At 63.9% G+C, this 20,310-nt stretch carries 19 protein-coding genes, 2 pseudogenes and 1 riboswitch; of the genes and pseudogenes, 5 read left to right on the top strand and 16 right to left on the bottom strand.

Annotation, left to right across the window (positions count from 1 at the left end; all coding sequences use genetic code 11):
- Together QO207_RS15420 and QO207_RS15415 are read left to right on the top strand one after the other, a co-directional pair.
- Positions 1-152 (top strand): annotated as a pseudogene (locus tag QO207_RS15420) (mechanosensitive ion channel family protein); the annotation flags it as partial.
- Between the two features lie 537 nt (positions 153-689).
- On the top strand, positions 690-2,579 hold the full coding sequence (locus QO207_RS15415) for a methyl-accepting chemotaxis protein (RefSeq protein ID WP_301533237.1): 1,890 nt from the start codon (positions 690-692) through the stop codon (positions 2,577-2,579).
- 156 nt (positions 2,580-2,735) lie between these two features.
- Here the strand turns inward: QO207_RS15415 and QO207_RS15410 are convergent, their stop codons facing one another.
- The 13 genes from QO207_RS15410 to QO207_RS15350 all read right to left on the bottom strand — a co-directional run bounded on the left by QO207_RS15410 (position 2,736) and on the right by QO207_RS15350 (position 13,809).
- Complete coding sequence (locus QO207_RS15410; protein WP_301533236.1) at positions 2,736-4,214, bottom strand: helicase HerA-like domain-containing protein; 1,479 nt, start codon at positions 4,212-4,214, stop codon at positions 2,736-2,738.
- 96 nt (positions 4,215-4,310) lie between these two features.
- A complete protein-coding gene (pncB, locus tag QO207_RS15405; protein ID WP_301533235.1) occupies positions 4,311-5,510 on the bottom strand; it encodes a nicotinate phosphoribosyltransferase in 1,200 nt (399 codons plus the stop codon).
- Positions 5,511-5,601: 91 nt separating this feature from the next.
- Positions 5,602-5,829 (bottom strand): hypothetical protein, encoded by a 228-nt coding sequence (locus QO207_RS15400; protein ID WP_301533234.1) that lies wholly within the window; start codon positions 5,827-5,829, stop codon positions 5,602-5,604.
- Positions 5,826-6,530 (bottom strand): lipopolysaccharide kinase InaA family protein, encoded by a 705-nt coding sequence (locus QO207_RS15395; RefSeq protein ID WP_301533233.1) that lies wholly within the window; start codon positions 6,528-6,530, stop codon positions 5,826-5,828. The genes QO207_RS15400 and QO207_RS15395 overlap by 4 nt, the downstream gene beginning before the upstream one ends.
- 3 nt (positions 6,531-6,533) lie before the next feature.
- Positions 6,534-7,205, bottom strand: coding sequence for a class I SAM-dependent methyltransferase (locus QO207_RS15390; protein ID WP_301533232.1), 672 nt, complete (start codon positions 7,203-7,205; stop codon positions 6,534-6,536).
- An 82-nt stretch (positions 7,206-7,287) separates the two neighbouring features.
- Positions 7,288-8,562, bottom strand: coding sequence for a HAMP domain-containing sensor histidine kinase (locus tag QO207_RS15385; RefSeq protein ID WP_301533231.1), 1,275 nt, complete (start codon positions 8,560-8,562; stop codon positions 7,288-7,290).
- Positions 8,552-9,235, bottom strand: coding sequence for a response regulator transcription factor (locus tag QO207_RS15380; protein ID WP_301533230.1), 684 nt, complete (start codon positions 9,233-9,235; stop codon positions 8,552-8,554). The genes QO207_RS15385 and QO207_RS15380 overlap by 11 nt, the downstream gene beginning before the upstream one ends.
- A 128-nt stretch (positions 9,236-9,363) precedes the next feature.
- Positions 9,364-9,684: a DUF190 domain-containing protein gene (locus tag QO207_RS15375; protein ID WP_301533229.1), complete on the bottom strand. Its 321-nt coding sequence runs from the start codon at positions 9,682-9,684 to the stop codon at positions 9,364-9,366.
- Between the two features lie 42 nt (positions 9,685-9,726).
- Complete coding sequence (crcB, locus tag QO207_RS15370) at positions 9,727-10,110, bottom strand: fluoride efflux transporter CrcB (protein WP_301533228.1); 384 nt, start codon at positions 10,108-10,110, stop codon at positions 9,727-9,729.
- Between the two features lie 64 nt (positions 10,111-10,174).
- Positions 10,175-10,237, bottom strand: a riboswitch (Fluoride riboswitch).
- 73 nt (positions 10,238-10,310) lie between these two features.
- Entirely contained in the window at positions 10,311-11,951 is a 1,641-nt protein-coding gene (gene groL / locus QO207_RS15365; RefSeq protein ID WP_301533227.1) for a chaperonin GroEL, read from the bottom strand.
- Between the two features lie 47 nt (positions 11,952-11,998).
- Complete coding sequence (locus tag QO207_RS15360; protein ID WP_009617968.1) at positions 11,999-12,292, bottom strand: co-chaperone GroES; 294 nt, start codon at positions 12,290-12,292, stop codon at positions 11,999-12,001.
- Positions 12,293-12,517: 225 nt separating this feature from the next.
- Positions 12,518-12,985, bottom strand: coding sequence for an FxsA family protein (locus QO207_RS15355; RefSeq protein WP_301533226.1), 468 nt, complete (start codon positions 12,983-12,985; stop codon positions 12,518-12,520).
- Between the two features lie 86 nt (positions 12,986-13,071).
- Entirely contained in the window at positions 13,072-13,809 is a 738-nt protein-coding gene (locus tag QO207_RS15350) for a HugZ family protein (protein WP_301533225.1), read from the bottom strand.
- A gap of 107 nt (positions 13,810-13,916) precedes the next feature.
- Between QO207_RS15350 and QO207_RS15345 the strand changes: the two genes are divergently transcribed.
- Complete coding sequence (locus QO207_RS15345; RefSeq protein ID WP_301533224.1) at positions 13,917-14,675, top strand: SDR family oxidoreductase; 759 nt, start codon at positions 13,917-13,919, stop codon at positions 14,673-14,675.
- A gap of 153 nt (positions 14,676-14,828) precedes the next feature.
- Here QO207_RS15345 and QO207_RS15340 read toward each other — a convergent pair whose 3' ends face one another.
- Positions 14,829-15,872 (bottom strand): DUF481 domain-containing protein, encoded by a 1,044-nt coding sequence (locus QO207_RS15340; RefSeq protein ID WP_301533223.1) that lies wholly within the window; start codon positions 15,870-15,872, stop codon positions 14,829-14,831.
- Between the two features lie 102 nt (positions 15,873-15,974).
- Positions 15,975-16,988 (bottom strand): annotated as a pseudogene (locus QO207_RS15335) (DUF481 domain-containing protein).
- 190 nt (positions 16,989-17,178) lie between these two features.
- Here QO207_RS15335 and QO207_RS15330 point away from each other — a divergent pair.
- Both QO207_RS15330 and QO207_RS15325 read left to right on the top strand, forming a co-directional pair.
- Positions 17,179-17,553: an MGMT family protein gene (locus tag QO207_RS15330; RefSeq protein ID WP_301533222.1), complete on the top strand. Its 375-nt coding sequence runs from the start codon at positions 17,179-17,181 to the stop codon at positions 17,551-17,553.
- Between the two features lie 42 nt (positions 17,554-17,595).
- Positions 17,596-19,395 carry an AmpG family muropeptide MFS transporter gene (locus tag QO207_RS15325; protein ID WP_301533221.1) on the top strand — a complete coding sequence of 600 codons (1,800 nt, stop codon included), beginning with the start codon at positions 17,596-17,598 and terminating at the stop codon, positions 19,393-19,395.
- Between the two features lie 58 nt (positions 19,396-19,453).
- On the opposite strand, the gene QO207_RS15320 is transcribed toward QO207_RS15325, so the two are convergent.
- Entirely contained in the window at positions 19,454-20,299 is an 846-nt protein-coding gene (locus QO207_RS15320; RefSeq protein ID WP_301533220.1) for a mechanosensitive ion channel family protein, read from the bottom strand.
- Positions 20,300-20,310: the final 11 nt, after the last annotated feature.

Below are 20,310 nucleotides of genomic sequence, written 5' to 3'. Positions count from 1 at the left end.
GGCGGGTGATCGCGATCAACCTGCTCTACACCACCCTGGAAGAAACCAACGAAGACGGCACGCCCGGCGCTCTGCTACAGGTGCCGAACAACCTGTTCTTCCAGAAGGCTATCCGCCGCTGGCGCGGCCCGAATTTCCCCACCACCCCTTAACGGACATCCCCCACTATGGAATGGCTCACAAGCCCCGAGATCTGGGTTGCTGACATGAAAAAGGCGCCTTCGGGCGCCTTTTTCATGGGTACCGGTTTGGCTTCGGCAGAGGATCACCCTGTAGGAGCGGACCTTGTCCGCGAAGAGGTCCGCTTTCTGCCGGGCCGTTCCGGGAGCGCCGGTCAGGCTTCGCGGACAAGGTCCGCTCCTACGGGGCGACTTCGGCGCCATAGACTTTTAGTCGCTGTGTATCACCGCTGAAACACCCGCCACAGAGCCACCTCTACCGTTCGTCCGACTTCTTCAAGCTTCCTCCAGGCACGCCGAAATCAAGGGTGAAGGCCTTTGATACCAACCAACAAACCGGGCCTGTCGTCACCGCCGGCACAAGGGAGTTCCGGCCACGCCCGCACGGCCATCCGCCGCGCCGGCGCCGTTCGTTCCACACCACGGGAACGGGCGCTCTGCGGCGACACCGGATCTGTCGCCCGGAACCACGCCGTTCAGGCATCCCACTACCTCCGGACTCGACGCAGCATGATCAAGAGCCTGAAATTCAGCCATAAGATCCTCCTGGCCGCTTCTCTTGTTGTCTTCTCGGCATTCGCCCTCTTCACCCTCTACAACGACTACCTGCAGCGCAACGCGATCCGCGAGGACCTCGAGGACTACCTGCGGGAAATGGGCGACGTCACCGCCAGCAACATCCAGAACTGGCTCAGCGGCCGGCTGCTGCTGATCGAAAGCACCGCCCAGACCCTCGCACGCGACAGCTCGCCCGAGCAACTGACCGGCCTGCTGGAGCAGGAGACGCTGCGCAAGACCTTCATCTTCACCTACCTGGGCCAGGAAGACGGCGCCTTCACCATGCGCCCGAACGAGGCCATGCCCGACGGCTACGACCCGCGCACCCGCCCCTGGTACAAGGATGCCCTGGCAGCCGGCGGCACCACGCTGACCGAACCCTACATCGACGCAGCCACCCAGCAGCTGATCATGACCGTCGCCACCCCGGCCCGTGCCGGCGGCAAGACCCTCGGCGTGGTCGGCGGCGACCTCGGCCTGCAGACCCTGGTGCAGATCATCAACTCGCTGGACTTCAGCGGCATGGGCTACGCCTTCCTGGTCAGCGGCGACGGCAAGATCCTCGTGCACCCGGACAAGAACCAGATCATGAAGACCCTGGCCGACGTCTACCCGCAGAACACACCGAGGATCGGCAGCGGCTTCAGCGAGGCCGAACTCAACGGCCACGAGCGCATCCTCAGCTTCACCCAGGTGAAAGGCCTGCCGTCGGTGAACTGGTACATCGGCCTGTCCATCGACAAGGACGCCGCCTACTCCATGCTGAGCAAGTTCCGCGCCTCGGCCATCGTCGCGGCGGCCATCGCCATCGTCGCCATCCTGCTCCTGCTGGGCATGCTGATCCGCGTGCTGATGCAGCCGTTGACCACCATGGGCCGCGCCATGGAAGACATCGCCCAGGGCGAAGGCGATCTGACCAAGCGCCTGAAGGTCGCCAGCAACGACGAGTTCGGCGTGCTGGGCAATGCCTTCAACCGCTTCGTCGAGCGTATCCACGAATCGATCCGCGAAGTGGCCTCCACCGCGCGCCAGCTGCACGACGTCTCGCAGTTGGTGGTGAACGCCTCCAACTCGTCGATGAGCAATTCCGACGAGCAGTCCAACCGCACCAACAGCGTCGCCGCGGCGATCAACGAACTGGGCGCTGCTGCCCAGGAAATCGCCCGCAACGCCGCCGACGCCTCGCACCACGCCACGGATGCTTCGCATCAGGCCGGTGACGGGCGCCAGGTGGTCGAGCAGACCATCAGCGCAATGAACATGCTGTCCGACAAGATCAGCTCCGCCTGCGCCAACATCGAGTCGCTGAACAGCCGCACGGTGAACATCGGGCAGATCCTGGAGGTGATCAAGGGCATCTCCGAGCAGACCAACCTGCTGGCGCTGAACGCCGCCATCGAAGCCGCCCGCGCCGGTGAAGCCGGCCGCGGTTTCGCCGTGGTGGCCGACGAAGTACGCAACCTCGCCCACCGCGCCCAGGAATCAGCGCAGCAGATCCAGAAGATGATCGAGGAGCTGCAGGTCGGCGCCCGCGAGGCCGTGGACACCATGACCGAGAGCCAGCGCTACAGCCTGGAGAGCGTGGAGATTGCCAACCGTGCCGGCGAGCGCCTGGCCAGCGTTACCCACCGCATCGGCGAGATCGACTCGATGAACCAGTCGGTGGCCACCGCCACCGAGGAGCAGACCGCGGTGGTCGACTCGCTGAACATGGACATCACCGAGATCAACACGCTGAATCAGGAAGGCGTGGAAAACCTGCAAGCCACCCTGCGCGCCTGCGCCGACCTGGAAAACCAGGCCGGCCGCCTGCGCCAACTGGTGGACAGCTTCCGTATCTGATGACTGCGGACATGAAAAAGGCGCCTTCGGGCGCCTTTTTTGTTCGCGAGCAAGCTCGCTCCTACAGGTGTTCATCCGGCGAGCGCAACGTCTGCTCTTCGTAGGACCGAGGGGGACGCCCAGTCCTTGCTCGCGAACCGCCCCCCACTGCCGATATCAGCGCCGCTTGCTACCGCCCAGCAACGCCCCCATCAGGCCGCGCACCAGCTGCCGGCCGATCTGGTTCGCCGCCTGGCGCACCACGGTCTTGCTGACCTGGCTGGCCAGGGAGCCGAGGATCTCGCCGGCCATGCCGCCGAAGTCGGTGCCGGTGTCCTTCTTCTCTTCAGTCGGCGCCATCTTGTCGTCGGCGCGGCCGGTGAGTTTCTCGTAGGCCGATTCGCGGTCGATCGGCTGGTCATAGCGGCCGGCCAGCGGCGAACGGCGGATGACGTCGGCGCGCTCGGCCTCGGTCAGCGGGCCGATACGCGACTGCGGCGGAGCCACGGCCACGCGCTGGACCATCGCCGGCGTGCCCTTCTCTTCCAGGGTGCCGACCAGCGCCTCGCCGATGCCCAGTTCGGTGAGCACCTTGAGCGTGTCGAACGCGGGATTCGGGCGGAAACCATCGGCCACCGCGCGCAGGGACTTCTGCTCCTTGGCGGTGAAGGCGCGCAGGCCGTGCTGGATGCGCAGGCCGAGTTGCGCCAGCACGTCGTCCGGCAGGTCACCGGGCGACTGGGTGACGAAGTAGACGCCCACGCCCTTGGAACGGATCAACCGCACCACCTGCTCCAGGCGGTCCTGCAGGGCCTTGGGCGTGCCGTTGAACAACAGGTGCGCCTCGTCGAAGAACAGCGCCAGGATCGGTTTGTCCGCATCGCCGCGCTCGGGCAGCTGCTCGAACAGCTCGGCCAGCAGCCAGAGCAGGAAGGTCGCGTAGACCTTGGGCGCTTCATGCACCAACTTGCTGGCGTCGAGCAGGTGGATGCGGCCACGGCCGTCGGCTTCGGGGCGCAGCAGATCTTCCAGTTGCAGCGCCGGCTCGCCGAAGAACGCCTCGGCGCCCTGCTGCTCCAGCAGCGCCAGGCGCCGCAGCAAGGCCTGGGAGGAGGCACCGGTGAACAGTGCGCGGTCCTCGCCGAGGACTTCCGGGTGCTCCTTGAAGTGGTTGAGCAGCGCCTTGAGGTCCTTCATGTCGAGCAGCAGCAGGCCTTCGCGGTCGGCCACCTTGAAGGTGGCGAACAGCGCCGCCTGCTGGCTCTCGGTCAGTTCCAGCAGGTTCGACAGCAACAGCGGGCCCATTTCCGACAGCGTGGTACGCAGCGGGTGGCCGGTCTTGCCGGCGACGTCCCAGATGCTCACCGGGTAGGCCTGGGGCTTGTAGTCCAGCCAGGGCATGCTGGCGATGCGCTCAGCCACCTTGCCTTGCGGGTTGCCGGCGGCGGCGATGCCACAGAGGTCGCCCTTGATGTCGGCGGCGAACACGGCAATCCCGGCATCGCTGAAGGATTCGGCTAGGCGTTGCAAGGTCACCGTCTTGCCGGTGCCGGTGGCCCCGGCGATCAGGCCGTGGCGGTTGGCGAGCTTCCAGGACTGGCCGACCGGCTGCCCGTCCGGCCCTGCACCGATGATGAGTTCGTTCGTGGCTGACATCCGTTGTTCCCCTTCAGTGGGCCTCTCGCGCCAGTGAACCTGTCGCGTCGTCTGCATCAAACAAGAGTGGCGCGTCATGCCGCGCCGCGCAATCGGCTAGCCGGGTACTTTGAAGACGTGCTTGAGATAGTGCAGGAAGTTCTCGTCCTTGCACTGGGTCTTGCCCGGCGCGTCGGAGATCTTCGCCACCGGATGGCCGTTGCAGGCGGTCATCTTCAGCACGATGTTCATCGGCTGCACGCCGGGCACGTCGCAGGTGAAATGGGTGCCGATGCCGAAGCTGACGTCGATGCGCTCACGCAGCGCGCGGTAGATTTCCAGCGCACGCGGCAGGTTCAGCCCGTCGGAGAACACCAGCGTCTTGGTCAGCGGGTCGATGCCCAACTGCTCATAGTGCCGAATAGCCTTTTCCGCCCACTCCAGCGGCTCACCCGAATCGTGGCGCAGGCCATCGAAGAGCTTGGCGAAGTACAGGTCGAAATCGGCAAGGAAGGCATCCATGGTGATGCAGTCGGTCAGGGCGATGCCCAGATGCCCGCGATACTCGCGCACCCAGGCATCCAGCGCGGCAGCCTGGCTGTCGATCAGCCGCGGGCCGAGCTGCTGATGCGCCATCAACCATTCGTGGGCCATGGTGCCCAGCGGCTTCACCCCCAGCTCGCGCGCCAGGTGCACGTTGCTGGTGCCGACGAAATGCCCGGGGAAACCGTCGCGCAGGTCACGCACCACGGCTTCCTGCACGGGATAGGAGAAACGCCGACGGGTGCCGAAATCGGCCATCTTGAAACCGGCCAGTTCCTCGACGCTGGCTTCCTTGCGCAACCAGTCAAACTTGTCCTGCAGACGCTCGCGCACGGCGCTCAGCGAGGTGGCCGGGTAGCGATGGCGGTTGCGCACTTCGCTGATGGTCGCCAGCAGCGGCACCTCGAAGAGAATGACGTGTAGCCACGGGCCCTGCAGGCGCAGGTAGAACTCGCCATTCTCGACACCCAGCTGCACATAGTTGGGGTTGAAGCGGAACAGACCGAGAAAACGGATGAAGTCAGGCTTGAAGAAGGGAATGCGCTCAAGAAACGCCAGGTCCTGGGGCGAGAAGGACAGCTCGGCAAGCTGCTCGACCTGCTCGCGCAGCGGGTCCAGGTAGGCACGCAGATCCTCTTCGTTGCGGCAGCGGAACTCCCACTCCACCTCGGCGTTAGGGTAGTTGTGCAGCACCGCCTGCATCATGCTCAGCTTGTAGAAATCAGTGTCCAGCAGGTTCTGCACGATCCGCCGGGAAAATACGCTGTCGCTCATGCTCGTCTCGTTGCAGGCGTTGAACCGGCAGTCTAAACCCGTCGCCCACAAAAAACCCCGCCGAGGCGGGGTTTTGCGTATTCATCAGAAATCAGCGGGCCTTGCTTCCCTGGGACATGCCGAAGAGGAACAGCAGCAGGTCGTGGTCAGGACGGATGTCCTGTTGCTTGACGCGCAGGTTGGCCGGCATCGGGCAGCTGTCCAGGCCGCTCGTGCTGGAAATGACCGAAGGCCCCGGCTCATGCCAGGCCGCCGCCGCCAGTGTTGCCACCCCAAGCGCACCGATGAGGAGCAAACCTCGCGTAATTTCTAACTTCATGTCTGCAACCCTTTGATGGCGCTGCCAAACGCCGCTTGGTAACCATAGACAAATGCCTGCCACTGCGTCTCGGTCCACGACGAACGGCGCTTCACCTGACGAAGATCGTGACGGGCAGCACGCTGCGCGCTGAAGCGCTGGCGGGCCTTCTCCATGTCAATCAGGGCTACTTCGATCTTGTCGCCGTCCACTCGCACGAACACGTGCTTGAGGTACAGGCAGCCATGCTGCCAGCGGCCGGCGTTAAGTTTTGCAAGGGTACTACCGTAATGTTGCAGAATTCTTTGGTGCAGCGCGTCGCCCCAGCGCTCCTGGTCGCCGCGGGCGTAGCAATCTTCCAGGCTGGAGAAACCATCCAGAGACTCGGTGACCAGCAATGCCTGCCACTCGCCGTCCACCTTGCGGCAGCCGGCGTAGACCAGGGTCGGTACGCGCACGCCCAGGGCCTCGGCGGCCTTCAGGGCGTCGCGCTCACGGATGGCGGTCGGGTAACCGAAGGGATGCAGGAGATCGCGATAGATGTGGCCAACCTGCTGCTTGCGATAGAGCATCCGGCCGTCGGAGGTCAGGACTCGCTGCACACCGCTTTCGCCACCACGCCGACGGTTGGGCTCCTCGACCCACTTGCCGGGTACCTGGAGCCAACGGTCGATGGCGTTCTCACCGGAAATTTGCTGCAGCGACGCCAGATCAACGGCCATCCATCACTCCTTACGCAGAATGTAGACCCGCCACATATGGATGAGCGGGACGAAATCAATGTGATCCTGGACCTTGAACCCTGCCTGGCGGAACTCCGCCTCGATGGTCTTGGCGGGAATCACGAAGCGGTTCTGGTAAGCGTGTTTGTTGCGATTCGACTCGGCGCGCGCACGTTTCCAGGACTTGAAGTTGCCATCCACCCACATGGACAGGATCACCGAATCACGACTTACGCGGTGAAATTCGCGCAACATCGTCAAACGGTCGTCAGATTCACCGATATGGTGCATCAGGCGCATCGAGAAGATGCTGTCGACCGCATTGTCGGGAAGATCAATGGCAAACGCGGAAGTCTGCAAAGGTCGGACGCGTTTTACAACCTCATTCGGTTGGCCGGCACAAGCGACGGCAATCATGTCCGGGGAGTTGTCCGCCCCGATGATTACCCGGTTCTCTTTTTCCGCCAGCATCGGCCAGAAACGACCGGCGCCACACGGCAGGTCGAGAACCAGATTGGGCTGGCCGGCAAGCTTGAGGGCCTGGCGGGCAACTTGGACATCACGCCAATGGGAAAGTTTCCTGGAGAGACCGGCCTGATGCTTGCGCAGATAACGCTCTGCATGCTGGCGGTCGTACTTTTGGGAGAACTCCAGGTCGACGGGTTTGTCAGTCATCGGATTATTACCTTTCCCGAATTCAGGGCGAACGATACGAGCCAGCCTGTCACAGCCGGGTCGTGCACTTGTGAAGATTTTGTCAAAGGACGGCTAGGCGAACTTCGAAGCGACAGCCATGGGGTTCGACCGGGCGCAGCGTGACATCCCAGCCTTCGGACGCGCAGATCCGCTTGACCAGCGACAGCCCCAGCCCAAGCCCCTCACCACGCGGGTTCTCGCCCCGCACGAAGGGTTGGAAGACCCGCTCGCGCTGCGCTTCCGGGATGCCGGCGCCGGTGTCTTCGACCCAGAATCCGTTGCCGGAAAGTTGTAAGCGGATACTGCCGCTTTCGGTGTAATGCATGGCATTGCGCAATAAGTTGCTCATGACCGAACGCAGGAAGGAGGCGTTGAACTGACCGGGCATGGCCTGTTCGGGGAAGTACTCCAGCTTCAGCCCCTTCGCCTCGATGGTGCTGCGCCACTGCCCCACCAGCTCGTCACCGATCTGCCGCAGCCCTGCCTGGGTCACGATGCCCATATCCTTGCGCTGGGCGCGGGCCAGCAGCAGGAAGGTCTGCACCAGATCGCGCATTTCTTCCGCCGCACCGGTCATTCGCGCCAGCTGGGCGCGAGCCCGCGGGCTCAGCCCCGGCTCCTCGGCCAGCAGCTCGCAGCTGGTGGCGATCACCATCAGTGGCGTACGCAGCTCATGGCTGACATCGCTGGTGAAGAGCTTCTCGCGGGTCAGCACGTCCTGCAGGCGGCCCATGGCGTAGTCGAAGGCCGCTGCGAGCTCGCCGACTTCGTCGTTGGCATAGTCCGGCGCCATCGGTGGCGCCAGCTCCAGCAGCTGATCGCGATGGCGAACCTGGCGCGCCAGGCGCGATACCGGCTCCATGACCTTGCGCGACAGCAGCCAGCCGAGCAGCCCGGCCAGGGTCAGGCTGAGCACATAGCCGGTGACCACGGCGGCATAGAGGATCTGCTCGCGCGCCTCGAAATCGCTCTGGTCCTGCAGCAGCACGACGCGGCGACCATCGATGTCGCGCACCAGCGCATGGAACGACAGCTCGCCGTCAAATACCTCGTGGAAGCCATCATCCAGGCGGCGCAGCGCCGGCGGCATGGCGTAGATGCCGGCACCATCGCTGATGAAGAAGCGCATGCCCGGATCGAGCTTGGGCGCCTGGCCTGTCGCCAGGTCCTCGTTGATGATGCGGTCCAGTTCACCGCCCAGGTCGCGGGAGATCAGCCGCTCTTCGACGATATGCACGACGCCGACGATGCCGACCGAAAACAGGCCGCCTACGGCGGCGGTCATGAGTACGAAGGCAAAGACAATCCGGCGGGAGAGGCTCTGCTTATACTCCATGCGTCTCTTCCGCCAGCTTGTAGCCGACGCCGTGGACCGTGTGCAGCAGCGAGGAGTCGAAAGGCTTGTCGATCACCTGGCGCAGTTGGTGGACATGGCTGCGCAGGCTGTCGCTGTCGGGGCAATCGTCGCCCCAGACGGCTTCTTCCAGCACATCGCGGCGCACCACGTGCGGGCTCTTCTGCATCAGTACAGCCAGCAGCTTGAGGCCGATGGGGTTGAGCTTGAGCGGCTTGCCGGAACGGATGACTTCCAGGGTGTCGAGGTTGTAGGTGAGATCGGCGACCTGCAGCTCGCGGCGACCGCCGCCCTGGCTGCGGCGCAGTACCGCTTCGATGCGAGCGGCCAGTTCGGAAAGGGCAAAGGGCTTGAGCAGGTAGTCGTCGGCGCCGGAGCGGAAGCCCTGCAGGCGATCATCCAGCTGATCGCGGGCGGTCAGCATGATCACCGGGGTGTCGCGACGTGCGTCTTCGCGCAGGCGGCGGCACAGGGTGAAGCCGTCCAGCCCGGGCAGCATGACGTCCAGCACGATCAGGTCGTAGTGGGAGGTCGCCGCCAAGTGCAATCCGGACAGGCCATCCTGGGCGCAATCCACCGTGTAGCCCTTGAGGCCCAGGTAGTCGGCCATGTTGGCCAGGATGTCCCGATTGTCTTCAACCAGCAGAATGCGCATGTGCTCTCCTTTTAAGCAGTGCACCCTAGCGTAACCAGCTTAAATGGAACTTAAGCGCCTTTGACGGAATTTTCACAAACCCGCTGCCGAATATCCCTTGGCCAGGTGCAATGCGCGGCGCAGAAGCCTCAGCCGTCCTCGCCGGTGACACCGAATTCAATCGGCGTTTTCACGTAGAAGAGCTTCACGCCGGCCTGGCGAATGGCCTCGAAGATCCGCGCGCACTCCTCCTCGCTCACCGCCATGGTGACTTCCTGGGGCTGGTCGGCCAGTTCGAAGAAGTGCGCGTAATGGATGCGCCCGGTCTTGCCGAACCCTTCGCTGGCAGTCATCAGCGTGGCGCCGCGCACGCCTTGCCGGCGCGCCTCTTCCAGCAGCCACTGGGCCAGGGGCAGGCCGGCGTGCTTGCGATCCTGCTGGGTGAAGAACTTCAACTGGTACCCGTTCATCTCTACCTCCCGAGGGCCATCAGGCCGCTCAATCAGCAGGGCCTAGCGGCCCATCAGCCAGTGTACCGACCAGAGGCCGGCCAGGGTCATCAGCAGGGAACCGGCAAGGTGCGTGGCGACCGTGCCCATCGCCCAGGCCAGGCGACCTTGCTGCAGCAGCACCACGACTTCGGCGGAGAAGGTCGAGAAGGTGGTCAGGCCACCGCAGAAGCCGGTGATGATCAGCAAGCGCCACTCCGGCGCGACGCCGGGCGTGTTGGCGAAGAAGGCAATGGCAGCGCCGATGATGTAGCCGCCAACCAGGTTGGCGACCACCGTGCCGGGCGGCATCGAARGCAACAGGGTATTGAGCTTTAGCCCGAGCACCCAGCGCAGCAGTGCGCCGAGAGCGGCTCCGAGGGATACGGCGAGAATCGATTTCCACATGGTCCTGTCCTGGGGAGGGTGTTTTGGACAGGCTGCAGGCGAGCGCCTACGCGCCTTTCCAGGTCTATGCGTAGGCATCATCAGCCACAAGGGCGGTTGAAGGAGGAATGCCATCTCCTGCGGCGCAGTCTGGCATAACCTGCGCCCATGAAAAAGCCCCGCCTAGGCGGGGCTCTTTCCTACAGCAGGTGCCGGGTGGCTTACATCATGCCGCCCATGCCACCCATGCCGCCCATGTCCGGCATGGCCGGACTGGCCTTGTCGTCAGCCACTTCGGCAACCATGGCCTCGGTGGTGACCATCAGGCCGCCGATGGAAGCAGCAGCTTGCAGCGCCGAACGGGTGACCTTGGCCGGATCGAGAATACCCATCTCGATCATGTCGCCGTACTCGCCGGTAGCAGCGTTGTAGCCGAAGTTGCCCGAACCTTGCTTGACCTTGTCGACCACTACGCTCGGCTCGTCGCCGGAGTTGGCAACGATCTGGCGCAGCGGCGCTTCAACAGCGCGACGCAGCAGAGCGATACCGACGTTCTGGTCTTCGTTGTCGCCTTTCAGGCCTTCGATGGCCAGCAGGGCGCGCACCAGGGCAACACCACCGCCAGGCACCACGCCTTCTTCCACCGCAGCACGGGTAGCGTGCAGGGCGTCTTCAACGCGGGCTTTCTTCTCTTTCATCTCGACTTCGGTGGCAGCGCCAACCTTGATCACGGCAACACCGCCGGCCAGCTTGGCCAGACGCTCTTGCAGCTTCTCACGGTCGTAGTCCGAGGAAGTCTCTTCGACCTGCTTGCGGATCTGCAGGACGCGAGCTTCGATGTCGGATTGAGCGCCAGCGCCATCGATGATGGTGGTGTTTTCTTTGCTCAGGACGACGCGCTTGGCGTTACCCAGGTGCTCCAGGGTGGCGCCTTCCAGGCTCAGACCGACTTCTTCGGAGATGACGGTACCGCCGGTGAGGATGGCGATGTCCTGCAGCATGGCCTTGCGGCGGTCGCCGAAGCCCGGAGCCTTGACGGCTGCGACCTTGACGATGCCACGCATGTTGTTGACGACCAGGGTAGCCAGGGCTTCGCCTTCGACGTCTTCAGCCACGATCAGCAGCGGACGGCCGGCTTTGGCAACGGCTTCCAGGACCGGCAGCATTTCGCGGATGTTGGAGATCTTCTTGTCGACCAGCAGCAGCAGCGGGCCGTCGAGCTCGGCCACCATGGTGTCCGGCTTGTTGATGAAGTAGGGGGACAGGTAGCCGCGGTCGAACTGCATGCCTTCTACGACGGACAGTTCGTTTTCCAGGCCCGAGCCTTCTTCAACGGTGATCACGCCTTCTTTACCCACTTTCTCCATGGCTTCGGCAATGATGTTGCCGATGGAGTCGTCGGAGTTGGCGGAGATGGTGCCTACCTGGGCGATGGCCTTGGTGTCGGCGCAGGGCTTGGCCTGCTCCTTGAGCTGGGCAACGATGGCGACGGTGGCCTTGTCGATGCCGCGCTTCAGGTCCATCGGGTTCATGCCGGCAGCGACGGCCTTCAGGCCTTCGTTGACGATGGCCTGAGCCAGAACGGTAGCGGTGGTGGTGCCGTCACCGGCAGCGTCGTTGGCCTTGGAGGCAACGTCTTTCACCAGCTGGGCGCCCATGTTCTCGAACTTGTCTTTGAGTTCGATTTCCTTGGCAACGGAAACGCCGTCCTTGGTGATGGTCGGAGCGCCGAAGCTCTTGTCCAGGATGACGTTACGGCCTTTCGGGCCGAGGGTTGCTTTGACAGCGTCGGCCAGCACGTTAACGCCGGTCAGCATTTTCTTGCGTGCGGAATCGCCGAACTTAACTTCTTTGGCAGCCATGTTCTGTTTCCTCTAAATCGAATTCGGTGGGAGTGGACGGACTGAAATCAGTCTTCCAGGACGGCGAGGATCTCGGACTCGCCCATCACCAGCAGTTCTTCGCCGTCGACCTTGATGGCGTTGCTGCCGGAGTACGGACCGAAGACCACCTTGTCACCGACCTTCACGGCCAGGGCGCGAACTTCGCCGTTGTCCAGGACACGGCCGGCACCAACAGCAACCACTTCACCGCGGTTCGGTTTCTCGGCGGCGGAACCCGGCAGCACGATGCCGCCTGCGGTCTTGGTCTCTTCCTCGCTGCGACGGATGACGACGCGGTCATGCAGAGGACGAAGCTTCATAGTCGTAACTCTCCCAAACTGTGATTTCCAACGGCCAGATCGATGCCCGGCAGGTTTTATTGAATCCGGCGGTGCCGGTTTGCGTCCCGGCTGGCGAGACGCGTAAAGAGCAGCCTGTCCAAGTGACAGGGACCTTGCGGTGACCGGTACATAAGGTCGCCACAAGGCATTTCAAGGGTGTGACGGAAAAAATTTTCACGCTGAGGACGGTTTCCCGCGTGCAGATCAGCGCAGGCGGTCGCGGTCTTCCTCGCGGCGCTGGTACTCGCCTTCGATCACGCTGGGGCCGCTGCGGTGCTGGGCGGCCGGATCGTCGGCGAAGGCGCGGCGGCGCTCGGCCTGCTCCTGCATGCGCTGGCGCACGCGGCCAAGCATCAGGCGGCGGGTGAAGGGGATCAGGCAGAGCAGGCCGAACACGTCGCTGATGAAGCCCGGCAGCATCAGCAGGCCACCGCCCAGGGCGATGACCAGGCCTTCGAGCATTTCCTGCTCGGGCAGCTCGCCGCGGTTCAGCCGCTCACGGGCCCGCAGCGCCGTGGCGACGCCGGCCACGCGCAGCACCGCCGCGCCGATGAAGGCGCCGGCAATGATCAGCAGGAGGGTCCAGCCCACGCCGATCACGCTGCCGACCTTGATCATCACGGCCAGCTCGATCAGCGGGAACAGCAGAATCAGAAACAGGGGAACTCGCATCGATGAATCCTTGGCGGGTCATTGCCCGGGTAGAGAGCTAGGTGGCGACGCCCTGTTCCGATTTCWAGGGATAGACCAGGAGTTGCTCAGGCCTGGATCACTTCATTGCCCGGCCAGACGTCCGCCTTGGCCAGTTGCACCAGGGCCTGGCGCACCGCGCCAGCGCTGCCGCAGGGCGCCGGGAAGGCCAGCCAGTGCAGGCCCTGGCCGATGCGCAGATGGAAACCTTCCGTATCAATTCCCGCCAGCTGCGGGCTCTTTTCGGCAGGCAGCCCGGCCAGCTCGACATAGTGCTCGATGGCATTGGCGTGGTCGCTGTTCATGTGCTCGACCATGCTTTTTTCCGCCTCGCCGACGAAGGGGTTGGCCAGCGGCACGCTGTCGGCGCCCAGCCAGTGGATGTCACCAAAGCCGCCGATGTAGCGCCACTGCACCGGCTCCAGCACCCAGAAATCGAAGTCGTGGACGATGTGGTAATCCTGCGATCCGGGGAAATAGCGGTAATAGCGCTCGGCAGCGCCGGCGATGGCGTCGATATCCTCGATCTGCCGCGCCTCAGCCAGCAGGGTCAGGCGGCCGGCGGCCTGGATGTCGTCGATACCGCGCTCGCCGATGAGCAGCGAGCACTTGCCGTCCTGCAGCAGGTTATGGGTGTGCTGGGCGATCCGGCTGATCAGGATCAGCGGCCGCCCCGCCTCGTCCAGGCAGTAGGGCACCACGGAGCCGAAAGGGAACCCCGCCCACTTCTTGGAGTGGGTGGAGAGGACGCCGCGGTATTCCTTGAGCAGCAGTTCTCGGGCATGCTTGGCAGCTTTCACGCTCAACTTATGACTCCTCGCAAAGAATCCGTCGTAAACGGACGGGCAGGACTGACACTGTGCACAGCTGCCGGCGGGGCCTTTCACCAGAAACTGTTCGTGGGGTTGTTTCGATGCAATTGAAAGACAAGGTCATCATCATCACCGGTGGCTGCCAGGGCCTGGGCCGCGCCATGGGTGAGTACCTCTCCGGCAAGGGCGCGCGCGTCGCGCTGGTCGACCTCAACGCCGAGAAGCTGGAAGAAGCGGTGGCCGCCTGCAATGCCGCCGGCGGAGACGCCCGCGCCTACCTGTGCAACGTCGCCAATGAAGAACAGGTTACCCACATGGTGGCCCAGGTCGCCAGCGACTTCGGCGCCATCAACGGCCTGGTCAACAACGCCGGCATCCTGCGCGACGGCCTGACCATCAAGGTCAAGGACGGCGAGCTGAGCAAGATGAGCCTGGCCCAGTGGCAGGCGGTGATCGACGTCAACCTGACCGGCGTGTTCCTCTGCACCCGCGAAGTGGCGGCGAAGATGATCGAGCTGAAGAACGAAGGCGCGATCGTCAACATTTCCTCCATCTCCCGCGCTGGCAACATGGGACAGGCCAACTACTCCGCGGCCAAGGCCGGCGTCGCCGCCGACACCGTGGTGTGGGCGAAGGAACTGGCGCGCTACGGCATCCGCGTGGCGGGCGTGGCACCCGGCTTCATCGAGACCGACATGGTCGCCAGCATGAAGCCCGAGGCCCTGGAGAAGATGACTTCCGGCATCCCGCTCAAGCGTCTGGGCAAGCCGCTGGAGATCGCCCACTCGGTGGCCTACATCCTCGAGAACGACTACTACACCGGTCGCGTGCTGGAGTTGGACGGCGGCCTGCGCCTGTAATCCGCCCGCCCATGAAAAAGCCCCGCCATGTGCGGGGCTTTTTTGTGCACGCTTGTCCGCGCCATTCACCTGTAGGAGCGAGCTTGCTCGCGAACAATCCAGGCCACGGTGGCAAGCGGTTCGCGAGCAAGCTCGCTCCTACATAGAGCTGCCTTACCAGCCCACGCCCAACCCCAGGGTATAGCGGCGCTCGTTGACGTCGCCGTCGTTGCCGCTGAGCTTGTCCCACTCGGCCTTCAGGCTCAGGGACGCCCAACTGGTCAGCTTGTAGCGGATGCCCGCCTCGCTTTCCAGTTCGTAATCGACGTTGGAGGCCAGCGGCTTGCTGACTTCACCGTTGGTGAACAGCTGGAACTGCTTGGCCAGCAGGTAGCGGTTGTAGTCCCACTTCAGGCTGGTGCTGTAGAAGTGGGTCTTCTCGTCGTCGACGAACTCGTAGTCGTTGCGGTTGACCAGAGTCGCCAGGGAGAACGCGCCCAGCTCGTTATCCCAGAACTGGTAGCCCGGGCCGGTACCGACAGTGCGCTTCTTCTGCAGTTCCTCGATCCAGTCGCGCTTGTACTGCGCCTGGCCCTGCCAGAACCAGTGCTCGTCGAGGAAGCGGTCCAGGGCGTACTGCGCCGAGTAGTTGTTGGTGCTGACCTGGTCGTCCTTCTTCTCGCGGTTGTACTCACCTTGAAGGTTGTGGCGCCAGCGACCGTGGCGGGCGTTGGTCTTGAAGTCGATGTCGTAGTCCTCGACATCGTTCTCCGCGCGCTTGTGGTCCAGGGAGAAGTCGACGTTGCCGGTCCACACCCAGTCTTCGAGGATCGGCTTGGGCGGCATCATCTGCTCGACCTTGGCCAGTTCCACGGTGCGCGACTCGCCGTTGACCAGCGTGACCTTGCCCTGGTCCGCCGCCTTCAGGCCCTTGGAGTGCTCGCCGGTCTCCTCGTCGTACTTCACCAGCAGGTTCTGGTCGGTCTCCAGCGTCTTGATCTTGTCCGACTTGAGGGTGATCTCCCCGCCATAGTCGGTCGCCAGCAACAGTTTGCCGCCGTCATAGAGCTTGATGGTGCCGGTCAGGCGGTCACCATTCTTCAGCCAGACGGTGTCGGCCAGGGCGGAAAGTGAAAAGGATGCAAGTGCTACGGACAACAGGGTTCTGGGGAACATGAGTCGGTTTCGTCTGGATCGGAGTGGGCAAAAGCCGGGCATTATCCAGATACCCGACACTGGAGCAACGACTGACAGACCCATTCCGATCGAGTTCACCACTTCTGACAAATGGAGAAAAATTCCTCTGTCAGAAAAACAGCCCTACCAGTTCACTCCCGCCCCTATTACCAGGCGCCGGTCATTCACATCCCCCTCACCGCCGGTCATGCTGATCCTCTCCCACTCCGTGCGCGCACTCAGCGACGCCCAGGACGTCATCCGGTAGCGAATCCCCAGGCGCCCCTGCACGAAATAGTCGATTCCAAACCCTCGCGAATCTGGCTTGTCCAGCTCCCCATCGCTGAACAGCTCAAGGCGCTTGGCCAGCAGATGGCGCTTGAGGTCCCACTTCAGTCCAGCCGAGTAGAAATTCCAGGTCTGGTTGTCGGTGAACACGAAGTCATTGCGATTGACCAGGGCAGTCAGCGAGAAGGCGCCCAGCTCGTTCTCCTAGAACTGATAGCCCGGCCCGGTGCCAACCGCCCGCGCGATTTTCGGGTCGTCGACCCAGTCGCGCTCGTACTCCAGTTTGCCCTGCCAGAACCAGTGGCGCCCAAGGAAGCGGTCCAGGGAATACTCCAGTGCGTAATTGTCGGTCGCGACCTTCTCGTCCTTGGCCTCGCGGTGGTACTCGCCCACCAGCGTATTGCGCCAGTGGCCGTTGCGTGCGGTGGCCTTGAGGCGCAGGTCGAACTTGTCCGTGTCCTTCGAACCGCTCTTGCGGTCCAGGGCCCCGTCGATGTTGCCGCTCCATACCCAATCCTTGACCAGCGGCTGAAGCGGAATCATCCGCTGGATTGCGCTAAAGGCCGCGGAGCGAGGCACAGGGCCGAGCAGGCCAACCTCGCCCGGCTGGCTAGCCTGCAGTCCCTGATAGCGCTGCTGGCCGCCGTCGGCGAAGCGCACCTCCAACTGCTGGGCGCTTTCGACACTGGCGATCCGCTCCGCGCGGATGGCAATCTCGCCGGCGAAATCGGTCGCCAGCAGCAGCTTGCCGCTGTCGTAGAGCTTGACCTTGCCGGTCAGGCGGTCACCATTGCGCAGCCAGACCGTATCGGCATGGCTGAAACACGACGTGGAAAGTAACAGCAGGCACAGCAGCAAACGAAAGGACATGGTGCAACGACGGGCAAACGGGGAGCCCGCCATTATCCCGCCCCGCCGGAGTCTGCGTGGCGGGAGCCCCGGGCTGGCGGCACTGCTCGCCCTGCGCGGGACCACTGTCACACTTCCTGAGCCCCCTGCGAGGTTTGCCGGCGCTGTGCATCCGGATATCCTGCGCAGGACACCGACCAGCGTGGACCCCATGCCCAAGCGCAACGACCAAGCCCCTGTCAGCCCGGCCGACCTGACACAGGAAAGCCTGCAGATGCGCCGCGAGGCGATCTTCCTGGTGATCGCCCAGGTGCCCGAAGGCTGCGTCATCACCTACGGCGACGTCGCCCGCCTCGCCGGCCTGGGCCGCGCCGCACGCCTGGTCGGTCGTGTCATGAGCCAGCTGCCCGATGGCACGCGCCTGCCCTGGCATCGGGTGATCGCCGCTGGTGGGCGCATCAGCCTGCCCATCGGCACCCTCTCGGGTAACGAGCAGCGCGCACGATTGCGTGCAGAGGGTGTCAGAATCCATAACGATCGGGTGGACATACGTCGGCACGGCTGGCCTAGCGGCGAGCAGTCCTAGTAGAGTTCGCGTAATTTTTCGTCCTGCTGGAAAACCCCCCCCATGAAAGAGCACTCCTGGCGAGAGGCATGGATTGCCTACAAGTCTCCCGCCAGCCTCGCGCTTTTGCTGCTGGGTTTCGCCGCCGGCCTGCCCTACATGCTGGTGCTCTCCACCCTCTCGGTGTGGCTGCGTGAAGCGGGTGTCGCCCGGGAAACCATCGGCTTCGCCAGCTGGATCGGGCTGGTCTACGCCTTCAAATGGGTCTGGTCGCCCATGCTCGACCAGTGGCGCCTGCCCTTCATCGGCCGCCTGGGCCGGCGCCGCTCCTGGCTGGTGTTCTCCCAGGGGCTGATTGCCCTCGGCCTGCTCGGCATGGCGCTGTGCAACCCGCAAGCGCACCTGAACTGGCTGATCGCCCTGGCGATGCTGGTGGCATTCGCCTCGGCCACCCAGGACATCGCCATCGACGCCTATCGCCTGGAGATCGCCGAGAACACCCGCCAGGCCGCCCTTGCCGCCTGCTACATGACCGGCTACCGGGTCGCCGTGCTGTTCGCCACCGCCGGTGTGCTGTTCCTCGCCGAATGGGCCGGTTCCAGCGCCCTGCACTACAGCCAGTCGGCCTGGGCGCTGACCTACGCGGTCTGTGCGCTGGCGATCCTGCCCGGCCTGATCACCACCCTGCTGATGAAAGAGCCGCCGGTGAACGTGCAGCCGCAGGCCGGCAGCTCGGCGTTCGCCTTCAACCATCAGTTGCTCTCGGTGCTGACCCTGCTGGTGCTGCTGATCTCCGTGCCGGCCATGCTCACTGCGCTGACCGCCCAGGCCTGGCCACGGGCCGCGCTCTACGCGATCTTCATCGGTATCTGCATGACGCCCCACGGCCGCCGGCAGATCCACCCGGTGCGCGCCCTGCTGTCCAAGGTGCGCCGCCCGCTGCTGCTGGCAGTGCATGGGCGCGGCCTGCCGCAGTTCGACTTCGTCCACCAGTCGGTGTCGGTGATCGTGCTGATCATCCTGCTGGTGACCGGCACCGCCTTCATCAACATGGCCGAAGCCGGTAAATGGTGGCTGGCGATCCTCTACCTGCTGATCGCCCTGAGCTGCATTTCCGCACCCGGCCGCCTGTTGATGGCACCGGTGCTGACGCCGATCACCGAATTCGTCCGCCGCTACCGCTGGCAAGCGCTGCTGCTGCTCGGGCTGATCTCCACCTACCGCATGTCCGACACCGTGATGGGCACCATGGCCAGCGTGTTCTACATCGACATGGGCTTCTCCAAGGACACCATCGCCACCGTCAGCAAGCTGTTCGGGGTGGTCATGACCCTGGTGGGCGCGGCAGCCGGCGGCGTGCTGATCGCCCGCTTCAGCATCCTGCCGATCCTGTTCATCGGTGGCGCAGCCTCGGCCGGCACCAACCTGCTGTTCGCCGTCCTGGCGCAAATGGGTGCGATCGACGATCCGCACCTGCTCGGCCAGAGCGTGTTCACCCTGCTCGGCATGCTCGAACCTCACGTCACCATGCTGGTGATGACCATCATGCTCGACAATTTCAGCGGCGGCCTGGCTACCTCGGCCTTCGTCGCCTACCTGTCGAGCCTGACCAACCTGAAGTTCTCCGCGACCCAGTACGCCATGCTCAGCTCCATGATGCTGCTGCTGCCGCGCTTCATCGGTGGCTACTCCGGCACCATGGTCGAGAGCATGGGCTACGAGCGTTTCTTCTTCGTCACCGCCCTGCTCGGCGTGCCGACGCTGCTGCTGATCGGCTGGCTGTGGCTGCGCCGTAGCAACGACATGACCAATGGCGCCAGCGAAGAAGCGCCAGCGCACCAGCCCAGCGCCGAACAGCACTGATCCTGCGAGCATGAAAAAGGCCGGCAAATGCCGGCCTTTTTCGTTTCCATGCCGCCGATCAATCCGCCAGCACGGAATCCTCTTCGCCCTTGACCACGCGCACCACCTTGCTTGGCGCCAGGTCGATGCTGCTGTCGAGCAGACGCATGCGCACCTGCTCGTTGAGCATGAAGGTCACGCCCCAGTAGTCCGAGTTGGCAGTCCACAGGCGCAGCGACAGGGTCACCGAGTTCTCGCCCAGGCCCGCCACCACGACCACCGGCGTCGGCGACTTGAGCACGCGCGGATCGTCCGCCAGATCCTTGAGGATGGAGCGGGCACTGTCCAGGTCGGCGTCGTAGGCGAGCTTCACGTCGAAGGTCACCTGGCGGGTGGTCTGGGTCGAGGTGTTGGTGATGATGCCGTTGGACAGCGCGCCGTTGGGCACGATCACCGTGCGGTTGTCACCGGTACGCAGCACGGTGTGGAAGATCATGATGTTGTCCACGGTGCCGGACACGCCCTGGGCTTCGATCCAGTCGCCGATCTTGAACGGACGGAACAGCAGGATCAGCACCCCGCCGGCGAAGTTCGACAGGCTGCCCTGCAGCGCCAGGCCGATGGCCAGGCCGGCGGCACCGATGGCGGCGACGAAGCTGGTGGTCTGGATGCCGATCATCGAAGCCACGCTGACCATCAGCAGGATCTTCAGGATGATGTTCACCATGCTGCCGATGAAGCCCTGCAGCGTCTTGTCCACGTGTTTGGTGGACAGCATTCCGCCCACGCGGCGGGTGAACAGGTTGATCACCCACCAGCCGATCAGCAGGGTCAACAGCGCCAGGAAGGCGTTGCCCAGGTAGGCCAGGGCTATCGGAGTCCAGGCCTCCGCGCTGTTCATCATCTGCTCGTAGTTCATATCCATGGATGCGGCCC

The sequence above is a fragment of the Pseudomonas sp. CAN1 genome, from assembly GCF_030462585.1.
GTDB lineage: Bacteria > Pseudomonadota > Gammaproteobacteria > Pseudomonadales > Pseudomonadaceae > Pseudomonas.
This window is presented reverse-complemented; position numbering and strand designations above follow the sequence as displayed.